Origin of the sequence: Nostoc sp. (assembly GCF_036917775.1) — a bacterium.
Taxonomy (GTDB): domain Bacteria; phylum Cyanobacteriota; class Cyanobacteriia; order Cyanobacteriales; family Nostocaceae; genus Nostoc.
Genome location: NZ_JBALEQ010000005.1, coordinates 17,968 through 37,778, shown reverse-complemented (window position 1 = coordinate 37,778; position 19,811 = coordinate 17,968). Strand labels below are relative to the sequence as shown.

The window sequence follows — 19,811 nt, the reverse complement described above, 5'->3', positions numbered from 1 at the left end:
TCCGTAGGCGAGGCAGTTTTCATCCATGCCTCTTAATCTACCACCTCAGTAACCCATTTTTGACTGTAGCGTTTCTTATCGTGTGAACGGTTACGAAGAACTAGGGGTGCAATGTCCAAAATATAAGAGCTACAATCTGCACCAAGTCAATATCGCAGACATTCAGTTACCACAATTTCCCTACTTAATTAAAACCTCCCACGGACTCTCAGGAGAAGGCACTTATATCATCAAAAGTCCCAGCGATCTAAACTACTGCCTTGAAGAAATTAAGAAATATCTTGATATTAAGTTGCTTGATACGATTATTGTCTCAGAGTTTGTCAAGAATGAAGTACAGAATTACTGTGTACAGTTCTATGTCAACAAAGCCGGGGAGATAACTCTCATCGGCACTACCGGACAACTCGTCACTCCAGAAGGCAACTATTTAGGGGGAGTGATTGACTACCGCAAAACTGACATGAGCAAGTTCTTTGAAATGATTGCCAACGTTGGTGATTATGCTCACAAACAGGGATATTTCGGCATGATTGGCTTTGATGTGCTGGAAAACCAAGACGGACAATTTTACGCGATCGATGCCAATTTCCGAGTTAATGGTTCTACTCCGTTGTGCTTGCAGCGTCATACTCTACTGCGACTGGGAAAAGAAGTAGCTAAATACTCCAGTAGCTACCGCATGGAGGGGACATTAGAATCAATCCTCGTAACCTTGAAACCAGAATTAGATCGCAAAGACTTGATTATTTTATCGGCTTTAGAGAAGGTTAAATACGGAAAAATTTACACTGAACTTTATGCAATCCTTGCTGGAGAAACTATCCAACAAATGCAGTATATTGAGCAGCAATTACAGACTAAAGGATTACAATTACTTTCTTAAATAGTATGATATAGCAATCCTAAATAATTCGTGAAAAATTAGATCCCCGACTTCTTCGAGAAGTCGGGGATCTGGATATCGCGCATTTTCACAACTCAAATAAGATTGCTATATAGGACTCATACTTACTTGCGCGAGAAAACTGCGTACAACTCAAGAAGCCTTCTTCACTATTGCCTATTGTCTTCCCGCGCAAATTAAGTATGGGTACACCACTCTACGCGAACAAAAATCAAAACGAATTTCTACAGTAAATATTTTATCTTCACAATTAATCTGTTTTAAGCATCATTACGATTGTTACTTAGTAGTTATTAACTCAATATTTTTCTCATCCTGACAACACTGTACAAATCATTCCTAGGAGTGAAAGTTGGATGATTATAACTATGGTATGAACCTAAAAGACAATGCAGTTAACAACGTATCCCAAGGTTTAGGCTCATGATATTCATGCCTCATAATTTTCTACTTATATTGCTGTTTCAACTGCTATCCGTTGGGATACTTGGTGGGGGAATCTACATTCTCTATGAGTGGTACGAACAAGAACTTATAGGAACTTCCTACTTAATAGCTGCACTAGTAATGGTTCTGTGGACTTTTGGCGGCCGTTTTATCAGTTTGCCACTACTGCGCCGTCCTGGAAATGATGAACCTGAGTTTATGCGTAGTAAAACCGTGCAACGGTTGCCACGTCCTGATGGGAGCGTGTTACAAGTTGAGTTTTTTGGCCCTGAAGATGGTCAACCAATTATCTTGTCACATGGTTGGGGGCCAAACAGTACTATATGGTATTATGCCAAACGACAATTAAGCGATCGCTTCCGAGTAATTGTTTGGGATCTACCAGGGTTAGGAAAATCCTCAAAACCGAAAAATAACGACCACTCTATAGAAAAATATGCCCGTGACTTAGAAGCTGTTATCGCCATAGCAGGGGATAAACCTGTTATTTTGGTAGGACACAGCATGGGCGGCATGATTAACCTCACATTTTGTAGGCTGTTTCCAGAGCAATTAGGGAGTCGAGTAGCAGGCTTAATTCTTGTGGATACTACTTACACCAATCCGGTTAAAACTTGTATATTTAGCAATCTGGTACGGAGATTACAAAAGCCTATACTTGAACCTGTGTTGTACCTCACTATCGTGCTTTGGCCGATTTTTTGGTTGATGACTTGGCTTTCTTATTTTAATGGTTCGCTGTACATCACCGTAGAACTATCTGGATTTACGGGTACTGAAACACGCGGCCAACTAAATTTTGCAGGTTTCTTATCAGCATTGGGTTCGCCTGGTGTTCTGGCTCGTGGCACACTGGCAATGTTCAAGTTTGACGAAGCACAAACACTCGCAACTATTAACGTGCCTGTATTGGTGATGTGTGGGGCTTCAGATATAGCGACAAAACCTGTGGCAAGCGATCGCATGAAAGCAGAATTACCTTACTCTGAAAGAGTCACCCTCAAACCAGGTGGACACATGGCATTGATGGAACAAAACGAGCAGTTTGCTGAAGCAGTCAGTAGGTTTAGCGCTGACTGTTCGCTTCGAAACAGCTATCCTAAGTAGTGCTTTTTACTGCAACTCGGTAGATAATAGAACTCAGTATGAGCAAAAATACAGAACTCATATTTAGGGAGCTTTAATGACTCGACGTATTACCAGTGCTGTAAATTCACTAGTAGCAAACTTATCACGACGAAATGCACTTTTGTGGCTTGGAGGTAGCGGGATAACTACCGCCTTTATGGTGGGAACCCAAAAGGAAGTGGGGGCTCAAGACAATAAAGATTTGAAATTGGTGAACCCACCAACATTATATGATGCAACCCGAAATGGCTATAGTCATATAGCTGTAACGCCACCAAGGACTAGAACCGTCTATATTTCTGGTCAATTTGGTTCCGACTTACAAGGAAATCTTGTCTCTGATGACTTTGAAAAGCAGTTAGTACAGGCTTTTAAAAACCTCCGTTTTGCCTTACAAGCGGTTGGTGCCCAACCACAAGATGTAGCAAAAACTACTATTCTTATAGCAGATTACAACCAAAGTAAATTGATTCCATTAGGACGTGAAATTAGTAATTTATGGGGATATAAACCACCAGCAAATACTCTTATCCCCGTTCCCAGGCTTGCACTTGACGGGATGTTGTTTGAAATTGATGCTTATGCGGTAATTCCAGAAAAAGGTAATTGAGGGCTAGTTCCAACATAACCCTCTTTAAATATCAGTTCAATAACAGCAAGCGGGGTAACAAATTACTGTTCCTGCTCATCAAGCATAGTGGTCTATCGCATTAATTTTGCGGGGCTGCTAGATCCCCGACTTCTTTAAGAAGTCGGGGATCTGAACACCTTAACCTTTCAGAAATAATGACATGAACTACTAGTCAGATTACGAAACTTATCTAAAAATTTCAGTAGGTGCTAGTAGTTTTCTCTCTTATGTCTGCATTTGATATTTTAAAATTTTGTTTCCACAACTAGACTTTAGAAACAATGTCGGGAGAAATTGGTTTTTCACCAAACCTGATCAACAGCCTGGGAATTATAAAACTAATCTTAAGCCACTGTAATCTTTAGCATTAAGAGTAGTGTAACGTTACTAATTTGGGAACAATATACTAAGAAATCACTAGAATTTAGCAGTATGTTCATCACTCAGGTTAGTATTCCCAAATATCAAGTCATTGAAGAAATCTACAATGGTTCGAGAACCATCGTTTATCGTGGGTATCGAGAAAGTGACTCATTACCTGTAGCGATCAAACTGCTGAAAAATCCATATCCCACCTTTAATGAACTGGTACAGTTTCGCAATCAGTACACCATTGGCAAAAATCTCAAATCATCCCTGATCGTCCAAACTTACAGCCTGGAAGCATATCAAAATGGCTATATGTTGGTGATGGAAGATTTTGGTGGCATTTCTCTAAAAGATTATTTTACTCGTAACCAGACGCGGAACTTTGGGTCTTTGGAAGAGTTTTTACAAATAGCGATCGCACTGTGTAATACCTTAGAGATACTTTATACTGAGCGCATCATTCATAAAGACATTAAACCGAGCAATATTTTAATTAATCCTCATTCCAAAGAAGTTAAATTAATCGACTTTAGTATTGCCTCTCTATTACCAAGGGAAACACTAACCCTAATAAGTCCCAACGTATTAGAAGGAACACTAGCTTATATTTCTCCAGAACAAACAGGGAGAATGAATCGGGGAATTGATTACCGAACGGATTTTTATTCACTCGGTGTAACTTTCTACGAGTTACTCACAGGTGAGTTACCTTTTCAATCAAATGACCCAATGGAATTGGTGCATTCTCATATCGCTAAAATAGCCTTTCCAATACATAAAATTAACTTACAAATTCCGATTGTAATCTCGGAGATAGTTAGCAGGTTGATGGCAAAAAATGCTGAAGACCGCTATCAAAGTGTATTAGGATTAAAGTATGATTTAGAAACGAGTTTGGGTCAACTCAATAAAACAGGTAAAATTGAAAGTTTCACAATTGCTCAAAGGGATGTGTGCGATAGATTTATTATCCCTGATAAACTCTATGGACGGGAATTAGAAATAAAAACCCTACTAAAAGCATTTGAAAATGTCAGCCTGGGCGCAACAGAAATAATATTGGTAGCTGGGTTTTCTGGAATTGGCAAAACTGCTGTTGTTAACGAAGTCCATAAACCTATTGTTCGTCAACGCGGTTATTTTATCAAAGGCAAATTTGACCAATTTAATCGGAATATTCCTTTCTCAGCATTTGTTCAAGCTTTCCGTAATTTTATGGAGCAGTTACTAGCAGAAAGCAGTATTAAAATACAAGAATGGAAAAATAAAATTGTTCAAGCACTAGGTGAAGATGGTCAGGTAATTATTGAAGTAATTCCTGAATTAGAAAGAATTATTGGCAAACAACCCCCTGTACCAGAGTTATCAGGTAACGCTGCCCAAAACCGATTTAATTTATTATTTCAGAAATTTCTCCAAGTATTTACAACTAAAGACCATCCTTTAGTAATATTTTTAGATGACTTACAGTGGGTAGATTCGGCTTCATTGAAACTAATACAATTATTAACGAATGAAGCTAATCAGGGATATTTGTTGTTAATTGGTGCGTATCGAGACAATGAAGTATTTCCAGCACATCCGTTGATGGTGATGTTGGATGAAATTCGCAAAACAAGTGTAACTGTAAATAGCCTTACCCTGAAACCACTAAACCAATTACAATTGAATCAACTTGTAGCAGATACATTAAATTGTGCAGAGAATGTGGCATTATCTCTTTCGCAATTGGTCGATCGTAAAGCTCAAGGAAATCCATTTTTTGCAACTCAGATTCTCAAATCATTGCATCAAGACCGACTAATTCAATTCAATTTTGTAGAGGGATGCTGGCAATGTGATATTTCCCAAATAAATCAGCAAACTTTAGCAGATGATGTTGTTGAGTTTATGGTCTTCCAATTACGAAGACTACCAGAAGAAACTCAACAACAATTGAAGCTAGCTGCTTGTATTGGGAATCAATTCGATTTAAAAACATTAGCGATTGTTTCCAAACAATCGGAGGTAGAAACCGCAGATTGTTTGTGGAAGGCTTTGCAAGAAGGGTTGATTTTGCCGCAAAGTGAAGTTTATAAGTTTTTTGTTGGTTCAGAAAATCAAGCAGCTACTCAAGAACATTCTGAGATGGTTGTATATAAATTTTTACACGATCGCGTCCAGCAAGCTGCTTATTCACTGATTCCAGAAGCACAAAAGCAGTCAACACACCTGCAAATTGGGCGATTGTTGTTGGAAAATACACCTTTGCATCAGCAAGAGGAAGGGATTTTTGCGATCGTTAACCAATTCAATTACGGATTGGAGTTGTTGGAAGAACCTGGCGAACGAGAACATCTGGCCCGATTAAATCTAATAGCTGGTTGTAAAGCCAAAAACTCAACTGCTTATGCAACAGCAGTAGAGTATTTAAAAGTTGCAATGCTTTTATTACCGATAAATGCTTGGCAAAGTAGCTACGATTTGGCCCTTGCTGTTTACGAATCTGCGGCTGAAGCAGAATATCTGAATACAAACTTTGAATCATCAAAATCATTAGTAGAGATTATCCTCAAAAAGGCCAAATCTCCATTAGAAAAAGTTCGTACTTATGAGATTCAAATCCAATCTTATACAGCACAAAATAAATTCATTGAAGCAATAGCCACAGGTAGAGAAGCACTCCAATTACTAGATTTGACCTTACCTGAAGATGGTAACACTCAAATGATTTTTGATGAATATGACCAGTTGCAACAAATGTTGATTCATCAATCAATTGCAGCATTGGCAGATATGCCAGAAATAACCGATCCCAAAAAATTAGTTGCACTTCGCATTTTATCGGGTTTATTTGCCCCGGTTTATATAGCCAAACCGATGTTGCTGCCACTCAAGATTTTTACAATGATCAAAATTTGTATTCAATCTGGCAACTCACCACAGGCTGCTGTAGCTTACAGCCTCTATGGATTGTTTTTGTGCAGTATTGGTGCAATTGAAGATGGATATAGCTTTGGTAAACTGGCAATAGAACTTTTAGATAAGTTTCAAACTAAAGAACTTAAAAGTAGAGTTTATCTCACATTTAGCCTATTTATTAAACACTGGAAAGATTCAATTAAATCCACATTAGGTTTATTTTTAGATGGATTACAAAGTGGGTTAGAAACTGGAAATTTAGAATACGTTGGTTATTGTGCTAATTGCTATAGTCAGTTTCTCTTTTGGAGTGGAGAAAATTTAGAAAATGCGGTACTGGAGGCAGATAAATATTGCGATCTAATGCAGCAAATCAAACAAGAGGTATCTCTAGTTTGGGGAAATATTTGGCGGCAGACAGTTTTAAATTTACAAGGAGAAGCGGTTAATCACTGCTGTTTAATTGGTACACACTTTCACGAAGAAGAGATGTTACCAACTTTGATTACAACTAATAATATTAATGGTATTTGTTATGTCTATCTAGCAAAAACTCTCCTAGCTTATCTTTTTGGAGAATACGAGTCTGCTTGGGAATATTCTCAAAAATTTGAGCAGTATGAGCAGGGAGCAGCAGGCTTATTAATTGTTCCTTTGCGGAATTTTTATCAATCTTTGAGTTTGTTAGCTCTTTGTTCTCAAGCAAATGAAGCACAGCAACAGCTTTATCTCCAGAAAGTAGCTGAAAACCAAGCAAAAATGCAAGAATGGGCAAATCATGCGCCAGTCAATTATCAGCATAAGTACAATTTAGTTTTGGCTGAACAAGCTCGTGTAACTGGCGATCGCGTACAAGCCGCAGATTACTATGAAATCGCTATCCAAGAAGCGATCGCCAATGACTATGTTCAGGAAACAGCGATCGCTAACGAGCTTGCTGCTAAATTTTACCTAGAATGGGGTAAAGAAAAAGCCGCAGAAGGATATCTGCAACAGGCATATTACTGCTATGCCCGTTGGGGAGCAAAAGCCAAAACTGATGACTTGGAAAAACGCTATCCCAAATTACTCAAACCCATTTTACAACAGCAAGAATTCTACTTTAATCCCTTAGATAGCATATCCACTATTGTCGGTACATCTACTTACGCTACCAACAGTACTAATATTTCTGATACTCTAGATTTAACCTGCATTCTCAAAGCCGCTCAAACTATCTCTAGTTGCATCGAATTAGACGTACTCATCAGCAGCCTCACCCGCATTATCCTAGAAAATTCAGGTGCAAAAACATCTGTATTAATTCTTCCTCAAAAAGATATTTGGCAAGTGCGGGCAATTACCTTTATCGATCAACAGTCAAATTCTCAGACTGATGTCAAAACTATTCTTGATTCACAACTACTAGACGCTAGTCAAGATATTCCGATAAAACTGATCAATTACGTTAAAAATACTCAAGAAACTGTCATCATAGATAATTGCAAAACAAATATTCCTGGTGTCATTGGGGAATATATGCTTTTACATCAACCTCAAAGTGTATTATGCACACCCATTATTAACCAAGGTCATTTGGTGGGGATTCTCTACCTAGAAAATCAACTGATTCAAGGGGTATTTACTACTAATCGTTTACAGGTGATTAACCTACTATCTTCCCAAGCAGCAATTGCCTTAGAAAATGCCCAACTTTATCAGCAAGCCGGTCAAGCTTTACAAGATTTGCAACAAGCTCAATTACAAATTGTCCAAAGCGAAAAAATGTCTGCATTGGGTAACTTAGTGGCTGGTGTGGCTCATGAAATGAATAATCCTTTGGGATTTATTGCTGCTAGTCTCAGACAAGCAAAACCCACCTTTGTTGATATTTTTGAACACTTAAAACTGTATCAAGAAAAGTTTTCTGAGCCGGGAGATGAAATCATCAACCATGCTGAAGACATTGATTTAGATTATACATTAGCAGACTTACCCAAGATAATTGATTCGATGACTATGGCCTGTGAGAGGCTAGAAAATATTAGTACGAGCCTCCGAACTTTTTCTCGTGCTGATAGAGATTACAAAGTTCCATTTAACATTCACGAAGGGATTGATAGTACAATTCTAATTTTAAAACATCGTCTCAAAGCTAATGATAAACGTCCAGCAATTGAGGTAGTAACTAACTACGGTAACTTGCCGGCAGTTGAATGCTTTCCGGGACAATTAAATCAAGTATTTATGAATATCATAGCAAATTCTATTGATGCCTTAGATGAATCAAATACAGGTCGCCCATTTGAGGATATTAAAGCTAATCCGAATCGAATTATAATTACCACCTCCTTAAAATATCAGCAAGTTGAAGTAAAGATCGCTGATAATGGGGTGGGGATGAGCGAGTCAGTCAAAGAAAAAATATTTGACCATTTGTTTACTACTAAAGGTGTTGGTAAAGGAACGGGATTAGGATTAGCGATCGCTCATTCTATTGTTGTAGAAAAACACAGTGGCACTCTAAATGTAAATTCTACTCCAGGTGAAGGAACAGAATTTATCATTAGCTTACCAATTCTGGCTCAAACTCAAAGTTAACTTGTTGGAAATATGAACCAATACGCTTAGGTTAGGCATAAAAACCTTAACCTGTGTAGAGGTAATTTGAACATTACTGCCCGCGATCGCAGTATCCTCAACGCCGCAGCAAGTTTGGAGCGATGTCTTACCACCTTAATTTGTGCCGCTGTTAATCAAAACTGAAAAAATACACAGCCACCCCAATTGCTCAATTCATTTTGGGAAAACTAGACACAAGATAAATAATTACAAGATTGGCTGATGAAAATAACTTTTGCTAACTTAAGCTTAATTGGTGCAATCTACATATATGCTATTGGTAACAGCAGTGTTCAAGCGCAGGTCACGCCTGATGGTACTCTCAACACCACTGTATCTGGCAATAATAGTTACAACATTACTGGCGGTACTGTTGTTGGTAATAATTTATTTCACAGCTTTAGCCAATTTTCTATTCCTACAGGTGGTTCTGCAAGCTTCAGTCATAATTCCAACATTCAAAATATTTTTAGTCGCGTCACTGGTAATAGTATTTCTTATATTAATGGTTCCATCAACACTAATAGCGGTGTTAACCTTTTCTTACTCAACCCGGCGGGGATTATTTTTGGTGCAAATGCTAGCTTAAACGTTGGTGGTTCTTTTGTCGGCACAACCGCTTATGGCATCAAATTTGCTGATGGCAACGAGTTTAGCACTAACATAACTAAATCCCCATTGTTAACTATGAGTGTACCTGTAGGGTTACAACTTGGGGGCAATCCGGGAACTATTTCCGTGCAAGGAGTGGAAAATAATAGTAGATTGAACCCCACAACTTCTGTTTCTGGATTAACTAGTACAAATGGCTTGCAGGTTTTACCTGAAAAAACACTAGCTTTGATAGGTGGTGATCTCGTTCTCGATAGTAGCTTTCTTTCTGCACCAGGAGGACGAATCGAACTTGGCAGCATTACCCAAGGTAGTGCAAATATCGATCTCACGCCGCAAGCATTAACGTTTAGCTATCCAAGTATTGGCTCTAGCTTTGGTAATATTCAAATGAGTCAACGTGCTGTTGCATCTGTACGCGGAACCAGCCCCGGTTCGATTCAACTTCAGGGTAAACAGATCGATCTTCGGGATGGTTCTTTGCTGGTAGTACAAAATTTAGGCAACAGTAAAGCAGGTGATATTACTGTTAATGCTACAGAATCGCTACAAGTAGTTGGTAGATCCTCAGATTTTCGCAGTTCCAGTGGCATAGTCAATGAAGCTCTACTATCAGGAACCGCAGGAAATATTGTGATTACAACTCCAACATTGACCATTGATCGCGGGGCAATTGTCATGAATCGTAGCTATAGTTCGGCCCCTGGTGGTAACATCACAATCAATGCCAATGCAGTGTCTGTGGGTGGGGTTGATCCGAAAGATCCATCTACTGTTCCGATCTTTGGTGTGCTTGTTGCTGCTGCTTTTGGAACTAAGCAAGGTGGAGATTTATCGATTTCTACTGATAGCCTTTCAATTTTGGGCGGTGCTAATGTTGGTACTAGGAGCTTTTCTAGCGGTCAGGGTGGCAATGTTAAAGTTACTGCTGATACTGTGAATGTCTCAAGTCTAGATTCTCCTCCTGGATCGCTTTTTATCAGCTTGCTATCAGCGAATACTTTTGGCCCAGGAGATGCAGGAGACTTACATTTAGATACCCGGAAATTGTCAATACAAGATGGGGGTTTAGTCTCAGTTTCGAGTGTGAGTAGTGGGAATGCTGGCAATCTTACCATTAATGCCACTGAGTCAATTGATGTTAGGGGCATGAAAGACGCAGAAAATCCTAGTTATATTGGGGCGATCGCTCGTGTACTCGTACAGAGAACACCAACAAACAATAGTATCTCCAAGGCAAATGCAGGCAGTGTCACAATTAATACTCCTAAATTAACCATTCTTGATGGGGCAAAAGTTTTTGTCGAAAATGAAGTTCAAGGTGATGCAGGTACTTTAAACGTTAATGCCAATACCTTATATCTCAACAATGGTAGTAGTCTTTCTGCATCTACAAAAGTTGGTCAAGGAGGCAATATCAATCTCCAACTCCGCGATTATTTGCTCATGCGTAATGGTAGCTTCATTAATGCTGAAGCTGGTGCTGCTGGCAATGGTGGTAACATTACTATTAATTCACCTATCATTCTCGGCTGGGAAAACAGCGATATCATTGCCAATGCTTTCCAAGGTAAAGGCGGAAATATTGACATTACAACTCAGGGGATTTTTGGTTTAGAATATCGTCCGCAACTAACACCAGAAAATGATATCACCGCCAGTTCACAATTTGGAGTGAATGGTACAGTTAACGTTAATACTATTGGTTTTGACCCCAATTCTGGTCTAGTGGAATTACCTGTGAATGTTAGTGATCCTTCCCAAAAAATTGCTACAGGATGTGCAAATACCAGTGGTAGTAGTTTTGTCGCCACAGGTAGAGGTGGGATACCGCAAAATCCGACACAGGAAATTATGAGCGATCGCACTTGGTCAGACATCCGCGACATCTCTGCATTCCACACAACACAACTAGTCAAAGCACAAATACAGAAATCCCCAGAAATACTTGTTCAAGCTACATCTTGGCGACGTAATGCCCAAGGTAAAATTGAATTAATTACCAATCAATCTCCGAATCAGGTACAAACAGCATTAACCTGTGCGGCTACACCTCAAAATTAATTAACTTTACATAAGTTACTAAACCAGAATTGCACATTATTTAATCCACGATCCTTACTGCCTTTTGATTAGTTCCAAAGTAGAGGTCGCTTAATTCTTCCAAAGAAACATCGGTCTGCGATTCTGGATTACGAAAGTAGGGATGGATGGGCAAGAGTTCAGCGCGATCGCGGGTTTCTGGTAAAGACAGAATCTGCTCAAGCAAAGTCAGGTAGTTTTCAGCAGTAGATTCCCAACTGTACGTCTTCAGAACCCGTTGCTGACCAGCTTGAGCAAAATACTCCCACTCCTGAACATCACATAGTACCCGCTCCAAGCCTCGTGCAATCTCAGCAGGATCTTCTGGGTCTATGAGTATGCCATATTCCTTATTTCCCTGTCGCAAGCTTTCGCTAGGGCCACCGTTCTTGGTTGCTACCACTGGTAAACCTGCAACTGCTGCTTCTAAAGGAGCAAGTCCAAAGGGTTCGTAAAGTGCTGTCAGCGCAAATACCGAGCGGCGTTTAACCATAAACCGATAGGCTGCTGCCAGTGATTCTTGAGACTGATCTAACAAGCCAAATGCACTAATCTTGCCCCACAAGTCGTTTTCCTTAACCACCTCTCGAATGGGGGCTAATACCTCTTCAGCTATGCTGTCACTAGCCTCTTCTCGTAAAGGATCGTCAAGTCCCCCGGTAAGTAACATCAAGTTAGCTCGTTCCTGAAGTGTTGGACTGATTGCGAAAGCTTGCACTAGCCCTAATATGTTTTTTTTAGGCTCTAATCGACTGGATGCTACGATAACGGGCAAATCTCGCCGGGCTTCTGCAATGTCCCGTACCAATCGCTCCTGAATGAACTCTTCAGTCGCTTTCTCATTTTCGGAACGTGCCTTTGCACCGAAAATCGAGAAATCTGCTCCCGGTGGAATCACTGCAAAGCGGTTGTTGTTGTCTACATCCACTGCACTCTTATAGACTCGATGAGAATACTGTTGAAAGCGTTCTTGTCGTGTACTGGTGATATTAACGACCGAGCGATTCATGCTCAAGCGTTCGGCTAGGATGCGATATTTAAAATGGAATTGCTCATCTATTTCTAACAAGTTCTCTGAAGTGAGTTCCAGCTTGTCCATCTTTTGGGCACCGAGAGAATGAGCAGTAAAGGTAAAAGGTATGCCTGTATCCTCTTCAATTAGAACGCCACACAGCCCTCCATCAGCGTAGTGAGCAGTCATAGCATCGGGTAAGTCACCTTGCTGTTGATAAAATTTCAAGATGTTAGGTACCCAATCACTAATCAGATGAGTCCATAACAACTCTTTGGGAAGAAATTCTTTTGGCCCAGCTGGTAAGCGGATAATGCGGACGTTATCGATTCCTGGATAAGTGTCAAACCCTTGGGTAAACTCTGGCCATTCCGGGTCAATAATTTGACGGGTGAGAATATCAACTTTGTGTCCCTTTTCGGCTAATGCTATGGCGACTTGCTTAACGTAGATCAGTTGACCCCCAAAATCTGGGTGTTTGGTTATGTGACTATTGTTTGAATCAAAATTGCCTTGAGGGTTGAGAAATCCAATGTGCATCGCCCACTTCCTAATACAGGTTGATTGCTACTAGAGATTTTGCCTGAACACGTCACCATAACAGCTTAGTGAGCTTGTTAAAAACTCCCAAGGCTGAAAAAGGCAGGCAGTGAGATTCTACGTAAATACCATCGCTAAAAAAGTAAGCCAAAGGGTTTTTATTGATTCCCTTTAGCTTAAACCCAGCCAATTCGCGCATTTTCCTAATATTTAAGTTAATCGCTATTGCGGTTCGCGCACATATACCGGATGGCATAAATGGTAAGGTGATATTTATTATTTAAAATTCAATGTATTCTTGCTCTTATCCCGTAGTTTAACTTTTATCTATATCTTTTGTCGCCCAAAATACATCAATATACTTAGTAAATAGTAAATTTATTTCTTCCACAACAACGCATTGGCTAAAGGGAAACCATATTTATTGGGCAATTCTATCACTCAGGATGATGCTTGCTATCAGATACAAATATTACAACAATAAGTAAATGCCAAAATTTATAAGATGGTCTCATAAAAGATATTTTAAGTAAATCTACATGCTGATATAAATAGATTTATTCATTTTGGTAGATGTCGGTATTTGCTATTTTTTGTAAATTTATGAAGCTGAAAATATTTGCAAAAAACTTTTTAGCATATTTATGACTTCAAAAATAACAAGAATGTTGCCAATATTATCAATTAACGATGAAAAATTCTATTTTTAAATGTAAAGAGATCCTTGTTGTCATCAAGTTTTAAGACTTTTTAAGGATAGCAATTGCAATAAAATAGTAATTTTTTGTTAATTTAAACTTATTAGATTTAACCTTAAAAATAGCTTGCATTAATTACTATCAAACACATCTACAAATTTTTTATTAACAGTAAAATTAGTTCTTGGTAATTCGCTTATGTATGTAGCTGTATGGCCTGGGAATGTATATCCCTTGGGTGCTAGTTGGGATGGAAAAGGTACGAATTTTGCTTTGTTTTCGGAAAATGCAACAGGTGTAGAACTTTGTTTATTTGATGCTGATAATCATGAAATTCGCTTGCCTTTAACAGAAAAAAATAATTTTGTTTGGCACGCTTATCTACCAGGAGTAGGGCCTGGGCAACGCTATGGATTTAGAGTACATGGCCCTTGGGCCCCAGAACTTGGTCATCGCTTTAACCCTAATAAACTACTAATTGATCCCTATGCTAAAGCAATTGATGGGGAAATTAGTGATAGTCCAGCTAACTTTGGCTACTCTTTAGATGCGCCAGAACAAGACTTAGCTTTTTCCGAGTTAGATAATGCCGAAACTATGCCGAAGTGTATTGTTGTCGATCAATCCTTTGATTGGGGAGATGACAAACTACTTTCTATACCGTGGCACGAAACTATTATTTATGAAACTCACGTTAGAGGTTTTACTAAATTACACCCAGAAATTCCAGAAGAATTACGTGGTACCTATGCAGGACTAGCACATCCAGTTGCAATTCAATATCTCCAACAACTAGGAATCACATCTGTGGAATTGATGCCTGTGCATCACTTTTTATCTTCTCCAGGATTTCTGGTAAATAAAGGACTGAAAAACTATTGGGGTTACGATTCCATTAATTATTTCACCCCTTACTCTGGTTACAGTGCTAGTGGCTCAGTCGGACAACAAGTGACCGAGTTTAAGCAGATGGTCAAGGACTTACACTCTGCTGGCATTGAAGTAATTTTAGATGTAGTTTATAACCACACTGGCGAAGGCAATCATTTAGGTCCAACATTATCGCTACGAGGCATCGATAATGCTGTGTACTACCGCTTAGTCAAAGATAATTCCCGTTACAACATGGATTTCACAGGCTGCGGCAACTCTCTCAATGTGCGTCATGCCCAAGTTCTGAAGTTAATCATGGATAGCCTGCGCTATTGGGTAACAGAAATGCATATTGATGGCTTTCGGTTTGATTTAGCCTCAGCATTAGCCCGAGAACTATATGAAGTAGATAATCTCGCAGCTTTTTTTGATATTATTCATCAAGATCCAATTCTGGCAGATGTAAAGCTGATTGCTGAACCTTGGGATTTAGGAGAAGGCGGTTATCAAGTTGGCAATTTTCCTTTACGTTGGTCTGAATGGAATGGCAGATATCGTGATACTGTACGAGATTTTTGGCGTGGTGAGGATGATAGCCTCGGGCAATTTGCTTACTGTTTTACTGGAAGTCCTGACCTTTACCAAGCAAACGGGCGTAATCCCAGTGCCAGTATTAATTTCATCACTGCTCATGATGGCTTCACGCTCAATGATTTGGTCAGCTACAACGAAAAGCATAATCAGGACAACGGCGAAGATAGCCGGGATGGGGAAAGCCATAACCGCTCTTGGAATTGCGGTGTAGAAGGAGAAACCAATGACCCAGATGTAATCCGCTTACGGCAACGTCAGCGACGCAACTTTTTAGCAACTCTAATGCTGTCTCAAGGCATACCCATGCTATTAGGAGGAGATGAAATTGGTTGCACTCAGAAGGGTAACAACAATGTATACTGCCAAGATAATGAAATTGCCTGGCGTGATTGGAGTTTACAAAAGTCTAATTCCGAACTACTAGATTTTGCCCGCGAACTGATTTATTTTCGTCATCAGCATCCAGTATTTCGGCGGCGTAAGTGGTTTCAAGGTCGTCCTATTCACGGTTTTGGGATCAGTGATATTGGTTGGTTTAATGACGATGGCAGCGAAATGACTGAAAAGCAGTGGCTAGTTAGTTATGCCAAAGCTATGGAAATTTTCTTGAATGGCGAGGGCATTGTTACTCCTGGCCGCCGTGGTGAACGGATTATTGATGAGAGCTTTCTGCTATTTTTTAATGCTCACTACGAAACGATTGAGTTTGCTTTACCCAATGTTTTCAAAGACAGGGAATGGGAAATAGTTATTGACACCAACGAATCTCGCTTCCTTAGCCCAGGAAAGTTGGTTATGGGTGAGCAAACTGTGCCAGTTACAGACCGCTCTCTCATGGTGTTACGTCGTCTTGCTTCGTAAGACAAAATCTTATGAGCGATCGCGCCTATGACAAAATTAAAAATTGAGTGACCGTTGTGAAGTGCGATTAGGAAAGCAATCGCACTTCACAACGGTAATTTGAAGTATAAAGTGGTTCTTGGCAACTTTTGGCGATCTCGGTTGGGGAAGGCAGAAAGCAGAGTAATCACCCAATGAAACACGTTGGTTTTGCACAAAGAACTTGAATGGTAGCTCTCGTTGCGCTTTTTTGATGAAAAGCCAGAAAAATAAGTATAAGCTCAATATCTTATCGATAAATATATTACTAGTAAAAATACTTAAATCCGACTTTACATAAGTTCGTAGCAAATTGACAAGGGAAAATTCTTGAGGTAAAGCAGAAGATAAATGTTTTTATCTTCTGCGTGAGTGCTGCACTTGTGCCTCACTTACTTGCAAATATCTAGTGACCCAAGGTGTAATAAAGTTGACTAGTTAATCTATCTGGTTTTTCACGGTAAGTTCTCAAACAACCCGGCTTTTATACAGGCTGATTCTCAACAATTATAGATTAATGAGAATATTTAACCTAAAATCAGGGTTAGAGAAAACTGATTGACTTCATCAGCACTTCTTTTTGTATTTCTTTATGTCCAACAAAAAGAAGTGCTGAATGTGGATAGTAACATTAAAAAATTCTCGGTATGTGTCACTCAATCTACAGGTTTTTTAGATGATGAAACAAAGACAGGCAAGTATATACAAATACACTCAGCTACTTTGGAGTGTTTTGTTAGTGTTGGTAATTTGGAATCTACCCCAATACGCTCTGGCAGATGTCAACCCACAAGAGATAAATGCAATTATTCGCACACGGGACATTGCCCTGCAAGCCCTAAACACCCGCGATTTTACCAAAATACAGCCTTACCTGCACCCAAATTTCACAATCACAACAGTTGATAACCAGATTTTTCACAAAGTTCCTGAGTTTGAAAAGTACTGGAATCAGCAGTTTTCCAGTTCCATCAAAGATATCAAAATGCAATTGAAAGGAGATACTCTTAGAACATTTCTTACTCCAGATATAGATGTTGCCTCTGGAGAAGCGATCGCATCTTTTTCTTTCAAAGATGGCAAAGCGGCTGATATGGCGTTGCGATGGACAGCAGTGCTGCAAAAACTCCAAGATAAATGGACAATTCAATCGCTGCATTTTTCCTCAAATCTACTGGATAACCCAGTGCTAAATGCTGCTCAACAATTGGGGCGTATTCTAGCAGTTGCAGCAGGCGTAGGTGGTTTCCTTCTGGGAGCAGTGACGATGCTATTATTACGTCGCAGGACTAAGCCACGAACCAAAGGGACATAACAAATAAAGTGGGAAGAAACACTTATCAGCCCAGTAAAAATATTAGCTTTCATCGCCGTCTCAAAGCAACCATAGTAGTTTTATTAGTTTGGGGTGGCGTGAGTTTGCTGCACTGGCTACCAGAAACACAATGGTTGATGCTGGGATTAACGGCAATCCTGACTGTGCAAACGTTACGGATGCTGTTAGCAAAACCAGTGGCGGCAGTGATGGAGAGTGACATTTATTTACCGCCAGTCTCGATTTTAGTTCCAGCTAAAAATGAAAGTTCAGTCTTAGCTAATCTAGTTAACAGCTTATGCCAATTGAATTATCCCAGGGATTCTCTAGATATCTGGGTTGTTGATGACGGTAGTACCGATGAAACCCCCCAGGTTTTGAGGGAATTACAAACTCAATTTCCATCTTTGCAAGTTCATCGACGAGAATCAAAAGGTGGAAAATCAGGGGCTTTGAATGCGGTGTTTCCCTTTACCCAAGGGGAGATTATCTTAGTCTGCGATGCGGATGCTCAGTTACCTGTCAATTTTCTCCAGCAAACAGTACCTCTATTTCAGAAGCAAGCGATCGGTGCAGTGCAAGTACGAAAAGCGATTTTTAATGCTAATACCAATTTCTTAACCCATTGTCAGCAGATGGAAATGAATTGTGATAGCTTTCTACAAACCCATCGCATTGCTATTGGTGGAATGTCTGAACTGCGCGGTAATGGGATGTTAGTTCGTCGGGAATTGTTAGAAAAGTGTCAAGGTTGGAATGAGAATACTGTCACCGATGATTTGGATCTTTGCTTCAAGCTTTATTTAGCAGGTACGGAAATTGAGTTTGTTACAGTTCCATCAATTCAGGAAGAAGGTGTAACTACTTGGGAAAAACTTTGGAATCAACGCTGTCGTTGGGCTGAAGGCGGCTATCAGCGTTACCTAGATTATTTCCCGCAAATTCTTACTTTAGGTTGGGCGAAAGAAACTGATTTACTATTGTTTTTTCTATTGCAATTTCTTCTGCCAATTGGACTAATACCCGATTTACTTTGGACAATATTTTATAGTCATCATCCAGTTCTGTTTCCACTCCAGACACTACTCAGCATCATTCTGACAATTGCCTTTGTTGCTGGACTTTACCAATTTCAAAACTTACGAGGATGGTCTTTGTTTTGGGCAACAATTCAAGGATCATTCTACATGGTGCATTGGATTCCTGTAATGATTGTGACGACTTTAAAGATGTGTGTGCAAAGGCAGCGATCGCGCTGGGTTAAAACTGAGCATAGTGGTGGAAAAAATTATGATTGCAGAATCAGATAATCTGATAAAAAAGCAGAAAAAATACTTTATGTTAATTGGAGTAAGTGTTTATGAAGGTCAAGCAATTGAATATAAGCTGAAAAGGCTTAGTAAATTTATTTATCCTAATATTGACGATGTATTGCCTGAAATTACCAAAGAAGATTTTCTGGCGAGAGAGAAGATTTTAGAAAGAAAAACACTAGGGTTTATTTTCAACTATTTAAAGCAAAATAAATTTTTATTAAATGATGATGCAGAATTTTTAGTTAATAGGTTTGTAAATTATAGAAATACTGTTATTCATCACCTTGTAAAATTACCAGGCTTTAATCTGAATACAGAAGAAGGTATAGATCAAGGAATACAGTTTTTAGAGGAATATAGAAAAGCAATAAAAGATATAAATGATATTTTTGATCCATCTTTTATTTATGCACATATATTATTATACGAAAACATCGAGATTATAGATGATATAAATAAGTATCAAAATAGTTTAAATAATTTGTATTCACTCTTGAATGAATCCTTAACAAGAGGGGGTGGCTCTCTTGAAATAGAGATTCTCAATAATCTTGATGAACGTTTTGATTACCAGACAAAAAATAATTTTAATAAAAACAATTCTTCTACATTTAACCCGCAAGCAGAAAAAAAGAAATTATGGCAAAATACTAAAATAGTTCGTGCATTGAGTCGTATTGGAGCAAAGATAGCAAATCAAGATGGATGGATTTCTTTATTTATTTGTGAACAACGGCTAAAAACAGAGTACCCAGAAATAAAGCCTAATGATTATGGGTTTAATAATATTCTGGAAATAATCAAAATATCTAATTTGTTTGAATTAAAAAAAACAAAATACAAAAAACATAATAAATATAAAATTTATTTTCGGTTTTATCAAGAAACAAATGAAATTAGCTGAAA

The 19,811-nt window shown here is 39.0% G+C and carries 9 protein-coding genes and 1 pseudogene; 9 read left to right on the top strand and 1 reads right to left on the bottom strand.

Annotated features, from left to right (window positions below; genetic code table 11):
- Positions 1–97: 97 nt before the first annotated feature.
- The 5 genes and pseudogenes from V7K69_RS00625 to V7K69_RS00605 form a co-directional block, all read left to right on the top strand.
- Positions 98–886 (top strand): annotated as a pseudogene (locus V7K69_RS00625) (ATP-grasp domain-containing protein); the annotation flags it as partial.
- A 453-nt stretch (positions 887–1,339) separates the two neighbouring features.
- Complete coding sequence (locus V7K69_RS00620) at positions 1,340–2,461, top strand: alpha/beta fold hydrolase (protein ID WP_335030607.1); 1,122 nt, start codon at positions 1,340–1,342, stop codon at positions 2,459–2,461.
- Between the two features lie 76 nt (positions 2,462–2,537).
- Positions 2,538–3,092, top strand: a complete 555-nt coding sequence (locus tag V7K69_RS00615; protein ID WP_335030606.1) for a RidA family protein — start codon at positions 2,538–2,540, stop codon at positions 3,090–3,092.
- Between the two features lie 453 nt (positions 3,093–3,545).
- The gene (locus V7K69_RS00610) at positions 3,546–8,963 is read left to right on the top strand and encodes a trifunctional serine/threonine-protein kinase/ATP-binding protein/sensor histidine kinase (protein WP_335030605.1); all 5,418 of its coding nucleotides are present in this window, start codon (positions 3,546–3,548) and stop codon (positions 8,961–8,963) included.
- Between the two features lie 243 nt (positions 8,964–9,206).
- On the top strand, positions 9,207–11,660 hold the full coding sequence (locus tag V7K69_RS00605; protein ID WP_335030604.1) for an S-layer family protein: 2,454 nt from the start codon (positions 9,207–9,209) through the stop codon (positions 11,658–11,660).
- Positions 11,661–11,700: 40 nt separating this feature from the next.
- Here V7K69_RS00605 and V7K69_RS00600 read toward each other — a convergent pair whose 3' ends face one another.
- Positions 11,701–13,230 (bottom strand): glycosyltransferase, encoded by a 1,530-nt coding sequence (locus V7K69_RS00600; protein WP_335030603.1) that lies wholly within the window; start codon positions 13,228–13,230, stop codon positions 11,701–11,703.
- A gap of 896 nt (positions 13,231–14,126) precedes the next feature.
- On the opposite strand from V7K69_RS00600, the gene glgX reads away from it, so the two are divergent.
- The 4 genes from glgX (at position 14,127) to V7K69_RS00580 (ending at position 19,809) form a co-directional block, all read left to right on the top strand.
- Complete coding sequence (gene glgX / locus V7K69_RS00595) at positions 14,127–16,256, top strand: glycogen debranching protein GlgX (RefSeq protein ID WP_335030602.1); 2,130 nt, start codon at positions 14,127–14,129, stop codon at positions 16,254–16,256.
- Between the two features lie 694 nt (positions 16,257–16,950).
- On the top strand, positions 16,951–17,589 hold the full coding sequence (locus tag V7K69_RS00590; protein ID WP_335030601.1) for a YybH family protein: 639 nt from the start codon (positions 16,951–16,953) through the stop codon (positions 17,587–17,589).
- 8 nt (positions 17,590–17,597) lie between these two features.
- The gene (locus V7K69_RS00585) at positions 17,598–18,899 is read left to right on the top strand and encodes a glycosyltransferase (protein ID WP_335030600.1); all 1,302 of its coding nucleotides are present in this window, start codon (positions 17,598–17,600) and stop codon (positions 18,897–18,899) included.
- Positions 18,880–19,809: an OST-HTH/LOTUS domain-containing protein gene (locus tag V7K69_RS00580; protein WP_335030599.1), complete on the top strand. Its 930-nt coding sequence runs from the start codon at positions 18,880–18,882 to the stop codon at positions 19,807–19,809. The genes V7K69_RS00585 and V7K69_RS00580 overlap by 20 nt, the downstream gene beginning before the upstream one ends.
- Positions 19,810–19,811 lie beyond the last annotated feature (2 nt).

What these genes read in the sequence shown, in the direction of transcription:
- V7K69_RS00620 (WP_335030607.1), top strand. Translation starts at nt 1,340, where the DNA reads ATGCCTCATAATTTTCTACTTATATTGCTGTTTCAACTGCTATCCGTT.
- V7K69_RS00615 (WP_335030606.1), top strand. Translation starts at nt 2,538, where the DNA reads ATGACTCGACGTATTACCAGTGCTGTAAATTCACTAGTAGCAAACTTA.
- V7K69_RS00610 (WP_335030605.1), top strand. Translation starts at nt 3,546, where the DNA reads ATGTTCATCACTCAGGTTAGTATTCCCAAATATCAAGTCATTGAAGAA.
- V7K69_RS00605 (WP_335030604.1), top strand. Translation starts at nt 9,207, where the DNA reads ATGAAAATAACTTTTGCTAACTTAAGCTTAATTGGTGCAATCTACATA.
- V7K69_RS00600 (WP_335030603.1), bottom strand. Translation starts at nt 13,230, where the DNA reads ATGCACATTGGATTTCTCAACCCTCAAGGCAATTTTGATTCAAACAAT.
- glgX (WP_335030602.1), top strand. Translation starts at nt 14,127, where the DNA reads ATGTATGTAGCTGTATGGCCTGGGAATGTATATCCCTTGGGTGCTAGT.
- V7K69_RS00590 (WP_335030601.1), top strand. Translation starts at nt 16,951, where the DNA reads ATGATGAAACAAAGACAGGCAAGTATATACAAATACACTCAGCTACTT.
- V7K69_RS00580 (WP_335030599.1), top strand. Translation starts at nt 18,880, where the DNA reads ATGATTGCAGAATCAGATAATCTGATAAAAAAGCAGAAAAAATACTTT.